Raw genomic sequence first — 14920 nt, 5'->3', positions numbered from 1 at the left:
TGAGGCGGAGAGGACTGTCCCCCCTCTGGGCGGTGCCACTGTCCGGTGAGGGGACGGGACCCCGGCCCCCGGAGCCCGGTCTGGGAGGACGCCCGGTGGAGCCTGGCCTGGAGGTCCGCGTCGATCTGGCCCGTCATCCACTGGCGCATGGCGAACCCGGAGGCGGCGACCATCACGAGCAGGGCGACCGTGACGACGAGGGCGACGAAGGCGCTGGCCCTCCAGGACAGGGACCTCCGACGCCGTGGGGCTGCGGGGGGTGTGCCCTGTGGGGTCACCGGACGTCCTCCCCGGGACGCAGGATGTATCCGGCCCCACGGATCGTGTGGATCATGGGCGTGCGGCCGGACTCGATCTTCTTGCGCAGGTAGGAGACGTAGAGCTCGACGACGTTCGCCTGCCCGCCGAAGTCGTAGGACCACACGCGGTCGAGGATCTGCGACTTGGACAGGACCGTGTTCGGGTTCTCCATGAGGTAGCGCAGGAGCTCGAACTCCGTGTTGGTCAGGGTGATGGCCTCCCCGGCGCGGGAGACGTCGTGGGAGTCCTCGTCCAGTTGGAGGTCCCCGACCGTGATGACGTGCGGCGCGGTCAGGCTGCTCATGCCCGAGCGGCGCAGCAGGGCGTCGATGCGGGCGCTGACCTCGTCGAGGTCGAAGGGCTTGGTCACGTAGTCGTCGGCACCCGCGCGCAGCCCGGCGACCCGGTCGGCGACGGCGTCACGGGCCGTCAGGAAGAGGACGGGGAGGCGGGGCGCGGTCTTGCGCAGACGCTCCAGCGTCTCCATGCCGTCCAGGCCGGGCATCTGGATGTCGAGGACCACGACATCCGGGTCGAAGTCCCTGGCCACGTCCAGGGCCTGCCATCCGTCGGAGGCGGTGCGGACCTCCCACCCACGGTGACGCAGTGCGGCGGCGAGGAGCTCGGCGAGGACCTCCTCGTCGTCGACGACGAGGATGTGGGCGGGTGAGCCGTCGGGGCGGACGAAGGTGGGGGCGGTGTCGGTCACGTGGGCATTGTCCCATCGCGCGGGGGTGATCGGGCTGTGTCGCACCTGTGCATTCCTGCGGGATGTGGCCGCGGCCACTGTCACCGACGTGCCGTCAGTCCCCGATGTGCAGGCCCACGTGGGCTGCCAGGTCCTCCGCCAGGGCCAGCACCTGTCCCCGGTCCACCCAGGCACCGGCGAGGCCCTCCAGCCCGTGCACCGCACCCAACCGGAGCCCGCGCAGGTCGACGTCCCGCATCCGCGCGCGCCCCACCCGCAGGGTGTCGACCGTGCAGTCCTCGAAGGCGACACGCTCGAGCGTGGCCGCCCCCAGGTCCAGCTCCCCGAGGTGGCACCCCCGCACGAGGACGTCCCGGAGCCGCGCCCCGCGCAGGTTGACCCAGTCGAGCCGGCTGTCCGTGACGGCGAGATCCCGGACCTCGCACTCGTGGAGGTCCAGCGCACCGATGCGTGAGGCCTCGACCTCCACGCAGGTGAGCCCGCCGCGCGGCGCGGTCCAGGCAGCGACCTCGACGCGCAGCAGGTGGACCTCGGTGAGGCGGGAGCCCGGCATGGTGAGCTCACCGGCGCGCACGCCCAGGAGTTCGCACTCCGACAGGCCGAGCCCCTCGAGGTCGCGCCCGTCGAGGTCGGTGTCGCGCAGGGAGAGTCCCTCCGCGTCCGCCCACGCGTCCAGGTCCCCGGCCGTTCCGGGGACGAGGCCGTGCAGCTCCGGGGTCCGCACGTCCGGGTGTCGCGGTCCTGGGGTCACTGTCATCGCCTGTTCCTCCCCTCGGGTGTCGCGGTCCGGTCCGGGGACGCCCGCGCCCTCAGGCCATCGAGCGGCGTCCCTCCATGGCGCGTCCGAGCGTCACGGAGTCGGCGTACTCCAGGTCGCCCCCCACGGGCAGGCCCATGGCGAGACGGGAGGTCTCCACCCCGATGGTGCGCAGTGTGCGCGCCAGGTAGGAGGCCGTGGCCTCCCCCTCGATGTTGGGGTTGGTGGCGATGATGATCTCGGTGACCTGCCCGTCCTGGAGGCGCGTGAGCAGCTGCCGGATGCGCAGCTGGTCGGGACCGATCCCGTGGATGGGGTCGATCGCCCCGCCCAGCACGTGGTACCGACCCCGGAAGACCCGGGCGTTCTCCACGGACTGGATGTCCTTGGCGTCCTCCACCACGCAGATGACGGAGGGGTCGCGAGTGGCGTCACGGCAGATCGAGCAGGTCTCCGACTCGGTGAGGTTGCCGCAGATCTCGCAGTGCCTCACCCGCGCGCGCACGGCCTGGATGGCCTCGACGAGGCGTGTGACGTCCTCGGGTTCGGCGGCCACCAGGTGCAGCGCCATGCGCTGTGCGGACTTCGGGCCGACCCCTGGCAGGGCCCCGAGTTCGTCGATGAGGTTCTGGATGGCTCCGTCGAACACGCTCACCAGTCCTTCCCGTCATCGACCGTCTCCTCGATGACGGTGCCACCGAGGATCTCCAGGACGGCGGGCAGACCGGCGTTCGTGGTGGACTCCACGTCCGCATCGTCCACGCTGGCGCTGTCGTCCTGGGAGGCGGCGACGACGGGGCCCCGCCCCACCGGTGGGGTGGCCACCTCTGCGCCGTCCCGCTCCGGGGCCTGCTGCGTGTCGGGGCGGTCCCACCTGCATGACGCGGGCGCTCCCGCCCCCTCCGGCCCGTCGTCGGGCGGGGCGTCGTCGAACGCGTCGTCCTCGAAGGCCGGCTCGTTGACGCCACCGGGGATCGCTGCGATGGTCTCCGACCAGCCGGATCCGCCGGAGTCCGACTCCGTGAGGGAGTCCCCGGAGGGGTCGTCGAGGTCGTCGTCGAAGGCAGGGACCTCGGGTGAGGTCCCGGGGACCTGGGCGAGGGCGGGTCCGGGGGCGGGAGCGGGAGTCGCACCTGGCTGGGCGCCTGAGCCCGGCACGGCCACCAGGCCCCAGCCGCTGGCCGCGACGGGAGACGTTGCCTGCGGGGACTCTCCCCGTCCACGGGGTTCCTCCGGGCGCCCACCTGATGTCTGACGGTGTCCACCGGTTGCCTCGGGGCTGCCGACGGGGGACCCGACAGGTGCGGAGTCCTCGCGCAGGTTCGCGTCGTGGCGGGAACCCAGTGACGACGGGGCGGCGTCCCCGGACTCGGGCGCGGGGCCACCCCAGGTGGACGGGGACGAGGCCCGGGCACCCCCGGGCCCCTGGCGGGACCCGCCCTGCGGTTCGTCAGGGACGGCTTCCGTGACTGTGGAGGTGGGGGCACCGGGTGCCGCAGGGCTGGACGCGGGAGCAGCGGGTGTGTCGGTCCCGGGTGCCCCGGGACCGGACCCGTCGTCTCCGCGGGCGGTGGCACCGGGGTCCGTGACGACGGGGCCCGTGGCGGTGGGAGCCACGGCGGCGGGGGCGATGGCGTTGGGGGTCGTGACGCTCGGGCCGCCGGCGGACTGGGCGACCTCGGCGCGCACGCTGAGTTCCAGGCCAGTGACCTCGTGGATGGCCTTCTCCACGTCGGCCCCACGATTGCCGTGGGCGAACGCTCCGAGGAGTCCCTCCGTGGGGAAGACGATGACAGCCACCGACCCGTCCACCCCACCGAGCTGGGCATTGTTCTGGACCAGGGCCCAAGTCGCCCTGCTGATGGGAGCGAGCCGTTCGACGACCTCGGTCCACCGCTGCCGCAGCATGTCCGCGTCGCGTCCCGCTCCCTCGGTCCTCGACGGGGAGGGGGTGGCGGGGCCGGTGGAGGCGGGAGGAACCGGTGCGGGCACAGATGCGGCCCCAGCCGCAGGACCAGTACCGGCCGCGGCGTCGCTGCCCGCGGTGCTGGTGTCGACCGGGGTCGCGTCGGCGGGGGTCGTGTGCGGCGTCGCCGTGGCTGCCCGCACCGGTGTGCGGGCGTCCTCTCGTGCGGTCGGCGCACCGGAGTGCGGCGTCGCGGTGGACGACTGTTCCGGGGTGCGGGTGTCCTGCTGTGCGGTCAGCTCCCCGGAGCGCGGTGCCCCGGCGATGGCGACCTCCTCGGTCCATCCACCCGGACCTGCCGGTGGCTGGGTGCGGTCGGGCTCCGGGACCCGCCCGGCGCGTTCGCGGCCGGTGTCTGCGGCGTTCGGTGTGCCTGCGGCGTTCGGTGTGCCTGCGGCTGCGGCCGGTGCCGTTGTCGTGGTCGGGCGCCCACGCCCGCCCCGGGCACCGGAGTCCTGCCCGGGCCCGACGTCGCCGTGGTTCCTGCGCCGGTAGTCCGCCTTGGCCTGGGCCGGACCGTATCCCCCGCCCCGGTGATCCACCGGAGCACCACCGTGCTCCTGGGGCGCCCCTCCCCCGACCATGCCGACGGTGCCCGGAACCGGATCTCCAGCAAATGCTGCCGGGGCCGCTGCGGCAGCGGGCGGGACGAGGATCCGTCCGAGCAGCAGCTCGAGCTGCAGGCGCGGTGAGGTCGCCCCCGTCATGGCACGCAGCGCCACGTCGGTGAGGTCCGCGGCCCGGGAGAGCTGCCGGGGTCCCCAGTTGCGCGCCTGGACCTGCATGCGCTCCAACTGGTCCGTGGGCGTCCCGGAAAGGACGTCGACCGCTCCGTCCCCGGCGACCGCGATGATGAGGAGGTCACGCAGGCGCTGGAGCAGGTCCTCCACGAAGCGGCGCGGGTCGTGACCGGACTCGACCATGCGCTCCACGACGCGGTACACCGCGGCCCCGTCCCCACCGGCCAACGCGTCGACGGTCTGGTCGAGCAGTGCGGAGTCCGTGTAGCCCAGCAGGGCGACCGCCCGGTGGTAGTCGAGGGTCCCATCAGGGGAGCCCGCCATGAGCTGGTCGAGGACGGAGAGCGTGTCACGCACCGACCCACCACCGGCGCGCACGACCAGTCCGAGCACGCCCTCACCCACCGTGATGGACTCCTCGTCGCAGAGCTTCTGGAGGTAGGGCTCGAGGACGTCCGGGGGGACGAGGCGGAAGGGGTAGTGATGGGTGCGGGACCTGATCGTGCCGATGACACGCTCGGGCTCGGTCGTGGCGAAGACGAACTTCACGTGCTCGGGCGGCTCCTCCACCAACTTCAGCAGGGCGTTGAAGCCCTGGGTGGTCACCATGTGGGCCTCGTCGATGATGAAGACCTTGTACCGGTCCCGCACCGGGGCGAAGGTGGCGCGCTCCCGCAGGTCGCGGGCATCGTCGACACCGCCGTGTGAGGCGGCGTCGATCTCGACGACGTCGAGGGAACCGGGGCCGCCCGTGGCCAGTTCCCGACAGGAGTCGCAGTGCCCACACGGGGTGTCGGTGGGGCCCTCCGCGCAGTTCAGACAGCGCGCGAGGATGCGAGCCGAGGTGGTCTTGCCGCAGCCCCGGGGACCGGAGAAGAGGTAGGCGTGGGTGACGCGGTTCGCGCGCAGTGCCGCACGCAGGGGTTCGGTCACATGGTCCTGCCCGATCACCTCATCGAAGGTGTCGGGGCGGTACCTGCGGTAGAGAGCTGTCGTCACACTCGAACCTTACGGGCACCCGTGGGCATTTGCACCGACCGGGTGCCCCGTCCACAAGCGGCTGAATTGAGGATCCTCCGCGCACCCGGCAGAGCGTCCTTATCCTTGCTGCCTTCCGGCCCTGGGGAGGTTCGGGCGATACCGTCACGCGGAGGATCGGCGTCCAGTCTACACATCCCACCGATCCGATCGCGATCCGACCGGGCGCGCCGGGGAGCGCCCAAGGCCGGTCGTGCGGCGATACGATTCGGGATCATTCCTGTGAGGGCAGTCATCCCATCCTGCTGCCGGTGGAGAGTGGTCGTGATGAGAATCGTGAGAACGTTTGCTGCGTTCGGCATCGCCGTGACAGCGTCAGTGGGCGGGTTCCAGGCCGATCCCGGCGGGTCGCCGCCCGCTCCGGGGAGCGATGCCTCCGACGTCATGCAAGGCGCGATCGTCACCGGAGTGCCGTGGGTCTGCAAGCTCTTTCCGAGCCTCCCCCAATGCTCAGCGAGTTGATCGGGGTCAAGAGGTCGCGGATCGCGGGACCTCTCGGAGCTGTTGAGCACCGGGACCCCAGGGTCGGGCGTCGGTCCGTTTTCGGCACCCTCGCACTCGTCCTCCTCATTGTTGAACTCATGTCTGCCGTGCCCGAGTCGGCTCAGCCCCTGCAGCTCACCCTGTGGGCTTTGGCCAGCAGCCTTGCACTCGCGCTGGCCGGCTGGCTCCCCGATGTGGGAGGGACCGCGTTTGCGGTGATCACCGCGATCGCCGTCTCGGTGCCGTCGCTCGATGCGCAGCTCTCGATCCTCGTGATCGGAGCGTATGTGGTGACCGCGGACTGGGTCTCTCGCCGATGGTACCTTCCTGCCGCAGTGCAGCTCACGGTGGTCGAGGCCGCCCAGATGCATGCCTCCGGCAACTGGCAGGCCGATGCGATCGGCCTTGCATTGGGTGGGACGGCAGCGATCCTGACGGGTCTCGGTATCCAGAGGCTTGACCGCCACGTGATCGAGCTCCGTTCACGGACAGAGGAGGCGGAGCGCGCCAGTCTGGAAGCCGGCGCTCGGGCACGCCGTGAGATGGTCGTCGCCCTCCACGACTCGATTGCCACGGACCTCGTGAGGATCATCACCACCGCGAACGGAGCCGCGAAGCAGTCGACTGCGCCTGCAGCCAACGCCGACATGCTGTCAATCGAGACCGCAGCCCGTGAGGCGATGACCAACCTCCGGCACCTCATGTCGGAGGGGGCTGGGACCGACCGAGCACGCGAGCAGTCCCTCGACGAAGTGGTGGAGTCGTGCAGGGCGATGCTCGCTGGGCGCCGCATCACCCTTGATGCCGAGATTCCGGACACGTTCCTCGCCGCGTGCACCCAAGGGCAGTTGGTCCTCCTGTCCGTGGTCGTGCGCGAAGGAGCCACGAATGCGGTGAAGTACGCGCGAACCGATTCCTCCGTGCACCTCTCCTTGGAGGTGCTGGACAGTGGCGAGGCCCGCGCGATCATGACCAATGCCGTGGACAACCGTGTCTCCCCTGGCCCGGGTCCCTTGTCCGGAGGCCTGGGTCTGGTGAACCTCTCCGAGCGCCTGGAGCGGGCCGGTGGCCGACTGCGATTCGGCACCGCGACCGACATGTGGGTGCTGGCCGCAGAGATCCCGAGTGACCAGGCACAGGCGGCCATTCCGGGGACACTTCGCCTTCCACCTTCCGGGCCCCCTCTCACAGTGGAGAACTCATGACAGCACTTCGCGTCATCATCGTCGACGACGACCCGGTGTTCCGCCATGGGCTGGCGGCAGCGCTCCAGCAACATGATGACATCGACGTGCTCACCGCTGTTGGTGATGGCGAAGCTCTCCTCAGAGGCATCTCGGGCCACGATGTGGACCTTGCCGTCATCGACGTGGAGATGCCCTCACTGGACGGGATCGGCGCCGCTCGGGCGCTCGCGAGCTCGCGGCCGGACGTCACCGTCGTCATGCTGACCGCCTTCGCCCGGGATGGCTTCCTCGAAGAGTCGCTGGCCGCCGGAGCACGAGGGTTCCTCACCAAGGACATGCCCATGGACGAGGTCGTGGCACGCCTGCACGACGCAGCTGCGGGCGCCTTCGTGATGGGGCCGCGCCCCACAGCGATGCTCGCGGAGTTCTACCGGACGCATACCCTCCACCACTGCGAAGACCGGGTTCTCAAGTCGACTGTCGAGTCACTGCCGCCCCGCCTGCGTGAGGTCTTCGACCTGATGTCGCGCGCCATGTCCGACAAGCAGATCTCCCGGCAGCTTCACGTCACGCATGGGACGGCTCGCGGATACTCGACCCAGGTTCTCCACCGCACCGGATGCCCCTCACGCACTGACCTCGTTCTCCGGGCGGCCTCGGCGGGCCTCACTGCGCCCGATGGTATGGACTGACGCTGCGACCCTGTCCCTGTCGGTGCGCTTCCGATCCACGAGGGCGACCCCTGCCGAGCGTCAGGCTCGCGAGGCAGCCTGAGACGCGGATCTCAGGCGAGCCCGAGACTCAACCCGCGGCTCAACTCCTCCGGCACGGTCAAGGCGGCGCGATGACAGTCAACCTCGACCCTCCGCTCATCCTCCCAGATTGCCTCGAACTTCACGCCCGTCTCGCTGGGCGTGACCCTGACCCGCGCCACCTCGCTCAGTCCCCAGTTGATCTCCTCAGGGTGCTCCAACATGTAGGGATTCAGCCCACCGTTGACCATGAGGTGCTGAACACCCTCAAGATCGAACACAACACTCCGATACTCCTTCAACGGAATCCCGTCCAGGTCCACGACAATACTGAACGCCACACGCGCTGAATATCCAAAGTGGACCAAGGACACCTCATCCATCAATGCTTCAAACAAGTTCCCCGACTGCCCCAACCACTGACTGATGCCCTCGACAGTGTCAATCCTCATCTCGAAAACACCTCAATGTTGTGAGCAAGGCCCAATGAACTCACGTTCCCGAACTCATCAAGGTAGTTCCCCGCCTGGTTCTTGATCCTGACTTCCCAACCACCACGTCGCCTCATGATGCGAACCTCCTCACGTAGACCCTTGCTGAACAGATAGCCGGACTTGTTGTCGGCCAAACGCTGAACGAACCCATCGTCACTCAGCACCGAGCGAATACCCAGTACCGAGCCCGGATCACCACATCGAACCCGAGGCGACCGAAGTTAGGCACCACCCTGATGTCCGTACAGGAATACCTCTGGGAGCCATCCGCAAGGGACTCGACGATCATTCCAGACGTTGCACTCCTAGACTCAAACGCGCCCCAACCCGTGTTCTACAGGTTGTAGAACACCATGCGAGTGTGCGTGTCACCCACGTCGACCACCATCTCCGACGGTGCCGATCCTCTGGCCTGAGTTTGGTCACTGGTGAGTGGCTTACGGTGGCGTAAGTGGGTGTGAGCTGTGGTTTTGTGTTTCTTATGGCCCTGGTCTGGTCGCTAATAAATGGGGTGCATCGGCCGGTAGGCTGGTTGAGTGAGCCGTTTCGTGGTGCGGGGCCGCTCGGCATCTGGGGCGGTAACGGTCCAGGTCGTGGAGAAGGCCGGATCGAAGGTGGTCTCGCGCACTCATGTGGGCTCAGCGCACACGGACGCGGACTTGGCGATCCTGCTGGAGCGTGCTGATCGGCTTGTTCATCCGGATCAGCAGGCCTTCGAACTGGGAGAGCTGGCGCGATCGGCGTCGATGAATGCGGTCGCCGACTGGACGAGGCCGCTGGCGAGTACTGGAAGGCAGGCGTCGCGGGGCAGGCCTGTGGTGTCGGCCCAGTCCAGTGGCGTGGTGGTGGGGCATCCGGCCCGCATCTTGTGGGGGGTGCTCACGGACTCCTATCGCAGGCTCGGCTTCGAGGAGCTCCATGACGACGTGTTCATGAAGATCGTGCTGGCCAGGATCGTGGAGCCGACGTCGAAAGTGGATGCGATCCGCGTTTTGGGCAGGCTCGGTGTCACTGCCCCGTCAGCCTCGACGATCTACCGGATGCTTCAGCGCGTCAACACGCGTGAGTACCGTGAACAGCTCGCCCAAGCCTGCTTCACACACGCCAGTCGGGGCGGGCCACTCACCCTTGTCATGTATGACTCCACGACTCTCATATGCCGATATCGGCATATCAGGGTTTATGCCGACGTTGTGGTTATGCCGATGGTTGAGGGGAAGGTGCTGGTCGCGGCTTGATGGCCCTGCCGGATTGTCGGCATTACGGGGAGTGTTGTCTCCAAGGATTTCGATGTCTTGGAGGTGGTTGTGGTGTTGAGAGTGATGCCGGAGCAGGTGTGTGGTCCACTGGCGGACCTGATCGTTGGGCGGCTTCCCATCTGGCTGGAGGCGCAGGGGTATGCCGCCTCGACTCGAGTGCAGACGTTGGCGGTGGCACGGGGACTGAGCGCTTGGATGCTCCAGGAGGATGTGGGACTGGAGAATCTTCGTGTCGTGATTCTCGACGCGTTTGAGGACAGTTACGGCTGCGGCGTGTGTGGTCACGTGATCGTCAGTCAGCGTATGCCAGCGGTTCGACGTTTCTTGATGGGGCAGGGGCTGGTGGCAGATGCGGTGGCCCCATTGAAGCGACGGCGTCCTCCCGATGGGGCTGGGGTGGTGGAGTCTGATCCGGTGGTGGAGGCGGAGCTGGATGCGTGGGGCTCTTGGCAGGAGCAGATGCGCGCGATCACGCCGGCATGCGTGCGCGTTCGCCGCGCCTGGGTGACACCACTTCTTGAGTCCCTGCCCATCATCGGTGGGCGGATCTGTTGGGATGCCTGTGATGTTGAGGTCCTCAACAGTTTCATCGTGGAACGCTCCCTTGGCTTGTCGCAGGCATCTGGGACAGGCATCGTTGATGCGATCAGGTCCTTGATGCGCTGGGCGCTGGCGACGGGCAGGGTTGACTTGGACCTGCGCGGGGGAGTCTTGCGTCACACAGCCACGCGCGCAACTGTGCCGAAAGCGCTGTCACTGGAGGAAGTCGAAGCGATTCTTGGGGCTTGCAGCCTCCAGACCACCGTGGGGATGCGTGACCGGGCGGTGATCACCGTGTTGTACAGGCTTGGGCTTCGCGCCGGGGAGACCGCGCGTCTCAGTCTTGACGACATCGATTGGGACGCGGGTCGACTTCAGGTGGTGGGCAAAGGTCGCAGGCTTGTCCTGCCTGTCCCCATCGATGTCGGCACAAGTGTCGTGGACTGGTTGAAGGTCCGACCTGACTCGCCGGGACACACTGTTTTCGTTCGTGTGCGCACCCCTGCTGGGGAGCTGAGCGCGGCAGGGATCTCCGACATCGTCAAACACCGAGCGCAGGACGCGGGCCTACCCCCGATTCGCGCTCACCGGCTCCGTCACACGGCTGGCACGAACGTGCTACGCGATGGCGGGACACTCTTGGAAGCCCAGGAACTGCTCGGACACCAGCACTCCTCATCCACGCGCGTCTACGCTCGCACCGACTTGATCTCCCTTCGGGCGCTGACGGTGGAGTTGGGGAGGCTGCCAGGATGAGCCTCGCCGACGAGCGCGATCTCTACCTCGCACAGCGACGGGCCCTGGGTTTCGACCTGAAGACCGTGGAGTACCTCCTGCGCTCCTTCACCGACTGGCTCTCTCAGCAGGACAAGACGGAGACGTTCACAGTGGAAGACGCCGTCATCTGGGCCCGGGACCGCCCTGAAGGCGCTCCCATCTGGTGGTCCCAGCGCCTCACCGCAGTCCGTCCCTTCGCTGCGTGGCTCAACGCCCGCGGCAAGGACATTCCCGTCATCCCGGCGCGGATCCTGCCGGGCGGGACAACGAGGCGCACCCCCTTCATCTACACCCAAGACAACCTCGACGATCTCCTGGGCGCCTGCCCCACAGTGTTCACGAATGCGCGCGTGGCACTCACGATGCGGATGATCATCGCATTCCTGGCAGCCACCGGAGTGCGCATCGGAGAGGCCCTGAACCTCACGGTCCCCGACTTCGACACGCACACGAACGTCGTGCTGGTCCGAGGAAGGAAAACTCAACTCGACCGCCTCGTCCCCCTCCACGACACGCTCACCCACGCCCTGACGGACTACCTCGCCTCCCCCGAACGCATGCACACCACCCCGAGTGCAGACGGGCCGATCTTCGTCAACAGATCCGGCACCGGGTTTGCTACCGCAACCATCGAGGGACACTTCCGCAAGCTCACACAGGCCATCGACCTGCACGTTGCGGGCCAGCTCACCCCACGCCTGCACGACTTTCGCCACACGTTCGCCACCAGGCACATGATCGCTGCCTACCACTCAGGCAACCCACCCCAGGTCATCGCGTTGCTGGCGACCTGGCTGGGACACACCCACATCGAACACACCTACTGGTACATCGAAGCCGTCCCCGAACTCCTCGCAGCCGCCGCCCGCAGGCTCGAACCCACCACCGGCCAAGGAGAAGCATCATGAACACCCTCGCCGTGCACCTCCAGACCTACTTCACCGACTTCGCCTGCACCCAACGAGCCCTCTCAGCGCACACGATCAGCTCCTACCGCGACACCTGGCGGATCTTCCTGACCTACTTGGCTGATCGGCGCAAGACCAGCGCAGACCGCATCGACCTACCCGACGTCACCGTCGAGTCCGTCACCGCATTCCTCAACTACCTGGAAACACAGCGGCACAACTCGGTATCCACCCGCAACGCTCGACTCAGCGCAATCCGAGCCGTCCTCACCCACGCACTGCCACACCAGCTCGAACACGCAGGGACCATCACCCAGATCCTCGCCCTGCCACCCAAACGCCACCCCACCACCACCATCGAGTACCTCACCGCACAAGAAGCCGACGCACTCATCAACGCCCCAAACCGGGATCGGTGGACCGGTCGGCGAGACCACGCAATCCTTGTCTTCGGCATTCAAACGGGTCTGCGAACCAGCGAACTACGCTCCCTGACCTGCACCAGCATCCACCTCGAAGCCAGCGCGAACGTCACCTGCACCGGCAAGGGACGAAAACACAGATCCACACCCCTGACACCCACCACTGTCGCTGTCATGAAGGCCTACCTCCAAGAGCGCACCACTCGCCCCGGCGATGCCCTCTTCTGCGGGCCCGCCGGCATGCATCTCTCCCCAGACGCGCTCGAACACCGTCTACGCCTCCACGTCGCCACAGCCGCCCAATCCTGCCCCAGCCTCGCCACCAAGCACGTCACCATGCACACCCTGCGCCACACCGCCGCCATGAACCTCCTCCAACACGGCGTCGACATCACCGTCATCGCCTTGTGGCTCGGACACCAACACACCCACACCACCGATGCCTACCTCCACGCCGACATGACCATCAAGGAAGCCGCCATCGACCGAACCCGACCACCCGACACCGAACCAGGAACATACAAACCCGCCCCCGACATCCTCACCTGGCTCAACACTCTCTGAATATGCCGACAATCCGGCAGGGCCATCAAGCCGCGACCAGCACCTTCCCCTCAACCATCGGCATAACCACAACGTCGGCATAAACTCTGCATTTTCAGGTGGAGGTCGACGAGTCCAGCCTGACCATTGATCTTGAGCCGCGCCGGGTGGGCCACTCCAAGGAGCACCGTGTGGACCCCCAGATCCAGGTTGGTCTCCTCGTCGACGCCGGTGGTTTCCCCCTGGATGTGTACATGTTCCCCGGCAACAAGGCCGAGACCTTGACCTTGGTCCCGGTCGTCAAGCGCTATCTCGCCGCTCACCCCGACGTCACTGACCTGGTGGTGGTCGCGGATGCGGGACTGTTGTCTGCTGACAACCTCAACGCATTAGAGGACGAAAAGCTCGCGGGAGGTCACCACCTGCGTTTCATCGTCGGTTCCAGGAGTGCCAAGACTCCCTACGACCTCGAGGACTACTTCACTGCTCACGGCAACAATGCTGATGACGGACAAGTCATCGAGACCACTCGCACCATGGGTCGTGGCTCCAAAGCCCGCCAGCGCAGGGTCGTCTACCAATACCGGTTCGCCCGGGCCAAAAGGGAGGAGCGCACCTTGGGCCTCCAGGTCGCACGCGCCACTGAGGTCGCCGAAGGCCATCGGAGCATGAAGAAGGACCGGTTCGTCACTCTCGCTGGCGACAAGCCCACCGTCAACCAGGCGATGATCGAACGCGCCCACCAAGCCTTGGGTTTCAAAGGCTACGTCACGAACATCCCTGAGACCGTCATGACCGGAGAACAAGTCATCGCCGCCTATCACGACCTCTTCCAAGTGGAACGCTCCTTCCGCATGACCAAGGGTGATCTCGCCGCCCGACCCATCTACCTCCGTTCACAAGAACGCATCGAAGCACACCTGACCTGCGTCATGGCTTCCCTCGCCGTGGCCCGAGACCTCCAAGACCAAACCGGCCTGTCCATCCGCCGGATCCTCCACGCTCTCGAACCACTGCGCTCCAGTCAGGTGCGCATATCCGACCAGATCATCGAGTTCCCACCGGAGATCCCGGACTCGACACGACGAATCCTCGACACTCTCAACATCGAGACAAGACCGCCAGTTGGTCGCTAAGCCACTTGAACGAAGTCAGGTCTGGCGCGACACCACAGATCTTGCCTGTCTTGTAGTGACTCTCAAGAGCCCAGTCGACTCGTCTGGAAGCTCACCTCGGGCGAGTGGGCCACCATTCCGCGACCCCTCCTCCAGGGAGTGCCACCAGCCGAAGCCCATCCGGCGCACTGACCTCCCACGCCTCGAATGCGGCAGATGGTGAAACCACAATCGAGTATCCCGACTCAAATGACAGCAGGAGGTGTCCGTCTGGCTCAACGATCCCTCTCACCAACTCGTCTCGGACAAGTTGTAACAGAGGTGCCAACGCTCCAACATCCCCGTTTGGCTCAATAAGCGCCTCAGCGCCGTCAGCGGTGCGCAGCACTAGAGGCTGCTCAATTCGAACGACAAGGCCGTCGCGTCTTCGAAGGCTCACCGCATAATCAAGCTCCAACGAGACTGTCGGATCCGAGCACGTCTCAAGCACCCACCTCGCACCGTCCTTGTGTGCGGTACTCATTGTGGCCACCCGGGCCAAGGCCCTTGGTAACGCTGGTCAATGTGTGTTGAGAATGCTGGCCCGGGTTTTCCATACACGTCAATCGGCTGTCCATTCCCCACGCTGTTGTACACACGCACATAACCGTTCGGGTACTGAGAATTCGGCTCCATGATTCGAATCTGATCAGCATTCCCGACCGCGCCCGAGCGCTGGAACACGATTCCCTTCCTGTTGTCCGCGACACGACCAGTCCACCCTCTCGGGATGTCGTACAGAGTCCCGCGGGGCGTACCCACGAATAGTCTACTCATGCGCGATGACTCTCCCGCAGGTCGCGTGCTCCTCGGCACATCGACTGAAGTTGGTCTCACTGCGCGGCTTGGGATCCTTGTGCTTACGGCCCGGGTGGGGGTCGTGGCCGCTGT

13 protein-coding genes, 1 other RNA gene and 1 pseudogene are annotated in these 14920 nt (G+C 66.7%); 7 read left to right on the top strand and 8 right to left on the bottom strand.

All coding sequences use genetic code 11. The features are described from left to right. The 6 genes and pseudogenes from TA90_RS08095 to ffs all read right to left on the bottom strand — a co-directional run. Positions 1-278, bottom strand: a pseudogene (locus tag TA90_RS08095) (hypothetical protein); the annotation flags it as partial. Beyond that, complete coding sequence (locus tag TA90_RS08090; RefSeq protein ID WP_043535705.1) at positions 275-1009, bottom strand: response regulator transcription factor; 735 nt, start codon at positions 1007-1009, stop codon at positions 275-277. The pseudogene TA90_RS08095 and the gene TA90_RS08090, both read right to left, overlap by 4 nt. A gap of 94 nt (positions 1010-1103) precedes the next feature. Continuing rightward, positions 1104-1766 (bottom strand): pentapeptide repeat-containing protein, encoded by a 663-nt coding sequence (locus TA90_RS08085; protein ID WP_147513431.1) that lies wholly within the window; start codon positions 1764-1766, stop codon positions 1104-1106. A 52-nt stretch (positions 1767-1818) separates the two neighbouring features. Next, positions 1819-2415: a recombination mediator RecR gene (recR, locus tag TA90_RS08080; RefSeq protein ID WP_043535697.1), complete on the bottom strand. Its 597-nt coding sequence runs from the start codon at positions 2413-2415 to the stop codon at positions 1819-1821. Between the two features lie 2 nt (positions 2416-2417). Then, a complete protein-coding gene (locus tag TA90_RS15565) occupies positions 2418-5471 on the bottom strand; it encodes a DNA polymerase III subunit gamma and tau (protein ID WP_043535696.1) in 3054 nt (1017 codons plus the stop codon). Positions 5472-5536: 65 nt separating this feature from the next. Then, an RNA gene (ffs, locus tag TA90_RS13860) (signal recognition particle sRNA small type) lies at positions 5537-5632 on the bottom strand. A gap of 324 nt (positions 5633-5956) precedes the next feature. Between ffs and TA90_RS08070 the strand changes: the two genes are divergently transcribed. Beyond that, the gene (locus tag TA90_RS08070; RefSeq protein ID WP_043535695.1) at positions 5957-7198 is read left to right on the top strand and encodes a sensor histidine kinase; all 1242 of its coding nucleotides are present in this window, start codon (positions 5957-5959) and stop codon (positions 7196-7198) included. Then, positions 7195-7872, top strand: a complete 678-nt coding sequence (locus TA90_RS08065; RefSeq protein ID WP_043535694.1) for a response regulator transcription factor — start codon at positions 7195-7197, stop codon at positions 7870-7872. Before TA90_RS08070 ends, TA90_RS08065 begins: the two co-directional genes overlap by 4 nt. A gap of 92 nt (positions 7873-7964) precedes the next feature. Here TA90_RS08065 and TA90_RS08060 read toward each other — a convergent pair whose 3' ends face one another. Then, the gene (locus TA90_RS08060) at positions 7965-8384 is read right to left on the bottom strand and encodes a hypothetical protein (protein ID WP_043535693.1); all 420 of its coding nucleotides are present in this window, start codon (positions 8382-8384) and stop codon (positions 7965-7967) included. A gap of 635 nt (positions 8385-9019) precedes the next feature. Here TA90_RS08060 and TA90_RS08055 point away from each other — a divergent pair. The 5 genes from TA90_RS08055 (at position 9020) to TA90_RS08035 (ending at position 14011) form a co-directional block, all read left to right on the top strand. Beyond that, positions 9020-9664, top strand: a complete 645-nt coding sequence (locus TA90_RS08055) for a hypothetical protein (RefSeq protein ID WP_147513430.1) — start codon at positions 9020-9022, stop codon at positions 9662-9664. A 63-nt stretch (positions 9665-9727) separates the two neighbouring features. Next, a complete protein-coding gene (locus tag TA90_RS13245) occupies positions 9728-10981 on the top strand; it encodes a tyrosine-type recombinase/integrase (RefSeq protein ID WP_231550704.1) in 1254 nt (417 codons plus the stop codon). Beyond that, positions 10978-11910 (top strand): tyrosine-type recombinase/integrase, encoded by a 933-nt coding sequence (locus tag TA90_RS08045; protein ID WP_043535692.1) that lies wholly within the window; start codon positions 10978-10980, stop codon positions 11908-11910. The genes TA90_RS13245 and TA90_RS08045 overlap by 4 nt, the downstream gene beginning before the upstream one ends. Next, positions 11907-12896: a tyrosine-type recombinase/integrase gene (locus TA90_RS08040; RefSeq protein ID WP_043535691.1), complete on the top strand. Its 990-nt coding sequence runs from the start codon at positions 11907-11909 to the stop codon at positions 12894-12896. Before TA90_RS08045 ends, TA90_RS08040 begins: the two co-directional genes overlap by 4 nt. 98 nt (positions 12897-12994) lie before the next feature. Further along, the gene (locus TA90_RS08035) at positions 12995-14011 is read left to right on the top strand and encodes an IS1634 family transposase (RefSeq protein WP_052450658.1); all 1017 of its coding nucleotides are present in this window, start codon (positions 12995-12997) and stop codon (positions 14009-14011) included. 91 nt (positions 14012-14102) lie between these two features. Here TA90_RS08035 and TA90_RS16030 read toward each other — a convergent pair whose 3' ends face one another. Beyond that, positions 14103-14513, bottom strand: a complete 411-nt coding sequence (locus tag TA90_RS16030) for a DUF6188 family protein (RefSeq protein ID WP_222704609.1) — start codon at positions 14511-14513, stop codon at positions 14103-14105. Between the last annotated feature and the right edge of the window lie 407 nt (positions 14514-14920).

It is taken from the genome of Actinomyces polynesiensis, assembly GCF_000820725.1.
GTDB lineage: Bacteria > Actinomycetota > Actinomycetes > Actinomycetales > Actinomycetaceae > Pauljensenia > Pauljensenia polynesiensis.
Note: the sequence above shows the minus strand (reverse complement) of the source record. Positions and strands in the feature narration are given on the sequence as shown.

Bases quoted from the DNA above. Each gene is read 5' to 3' on its own strand.
- TA90_RS08040 (WP_043535691.1), top strand. From the start codon at position 11,907: ATGAACACCCTCGCCGTGCACCTCCAGACCTACTTCACCGACTTCGCC.
- TA90_RS08070 (WP_043535695.1), top strand. From the start codon at position 5,957: ATGCTCAGCGAGTTGATCGGGGTCAAGAGGTCGCGGATCGCGGGACCT.
- TA90_RS08085 (WP_147513431.1), bottom strand. From the start codon at position 1,766: ATGACAGTGACCCCAGGACCGCGACACCCGGACGTGCGGACCCCGGAG.
- TA90_RS08060 (WP_043535693.1), bottom strand. From the start codon at position 8,384: ATGAGGATTGACACTGTCGAGGGCATCAGTCAGTGGTTGGGGCAGTCG.
- TA90_RS08065 (WP_043535694.1), top strand. From the start codon at position 7,195: ATGACAGCACTTCGCGTCATCATCGTCGACGACGACCCGGTGTTCCGC.
- TA90_RS16030 (WP_222704609.1), bottom strand. From the start codon at position 14,513: ATGAGTACCGCACACAAGGACGGTGCGAGGTGGGTGCTTGAGACGTGC.
- TA90_RS08045 (WP_043535692.1), top strand. From the start codon at position 10,978: ATGAGCCTCGCCGACGAGCGCGATCTCTACCTCGCACAGCGACGGGCC.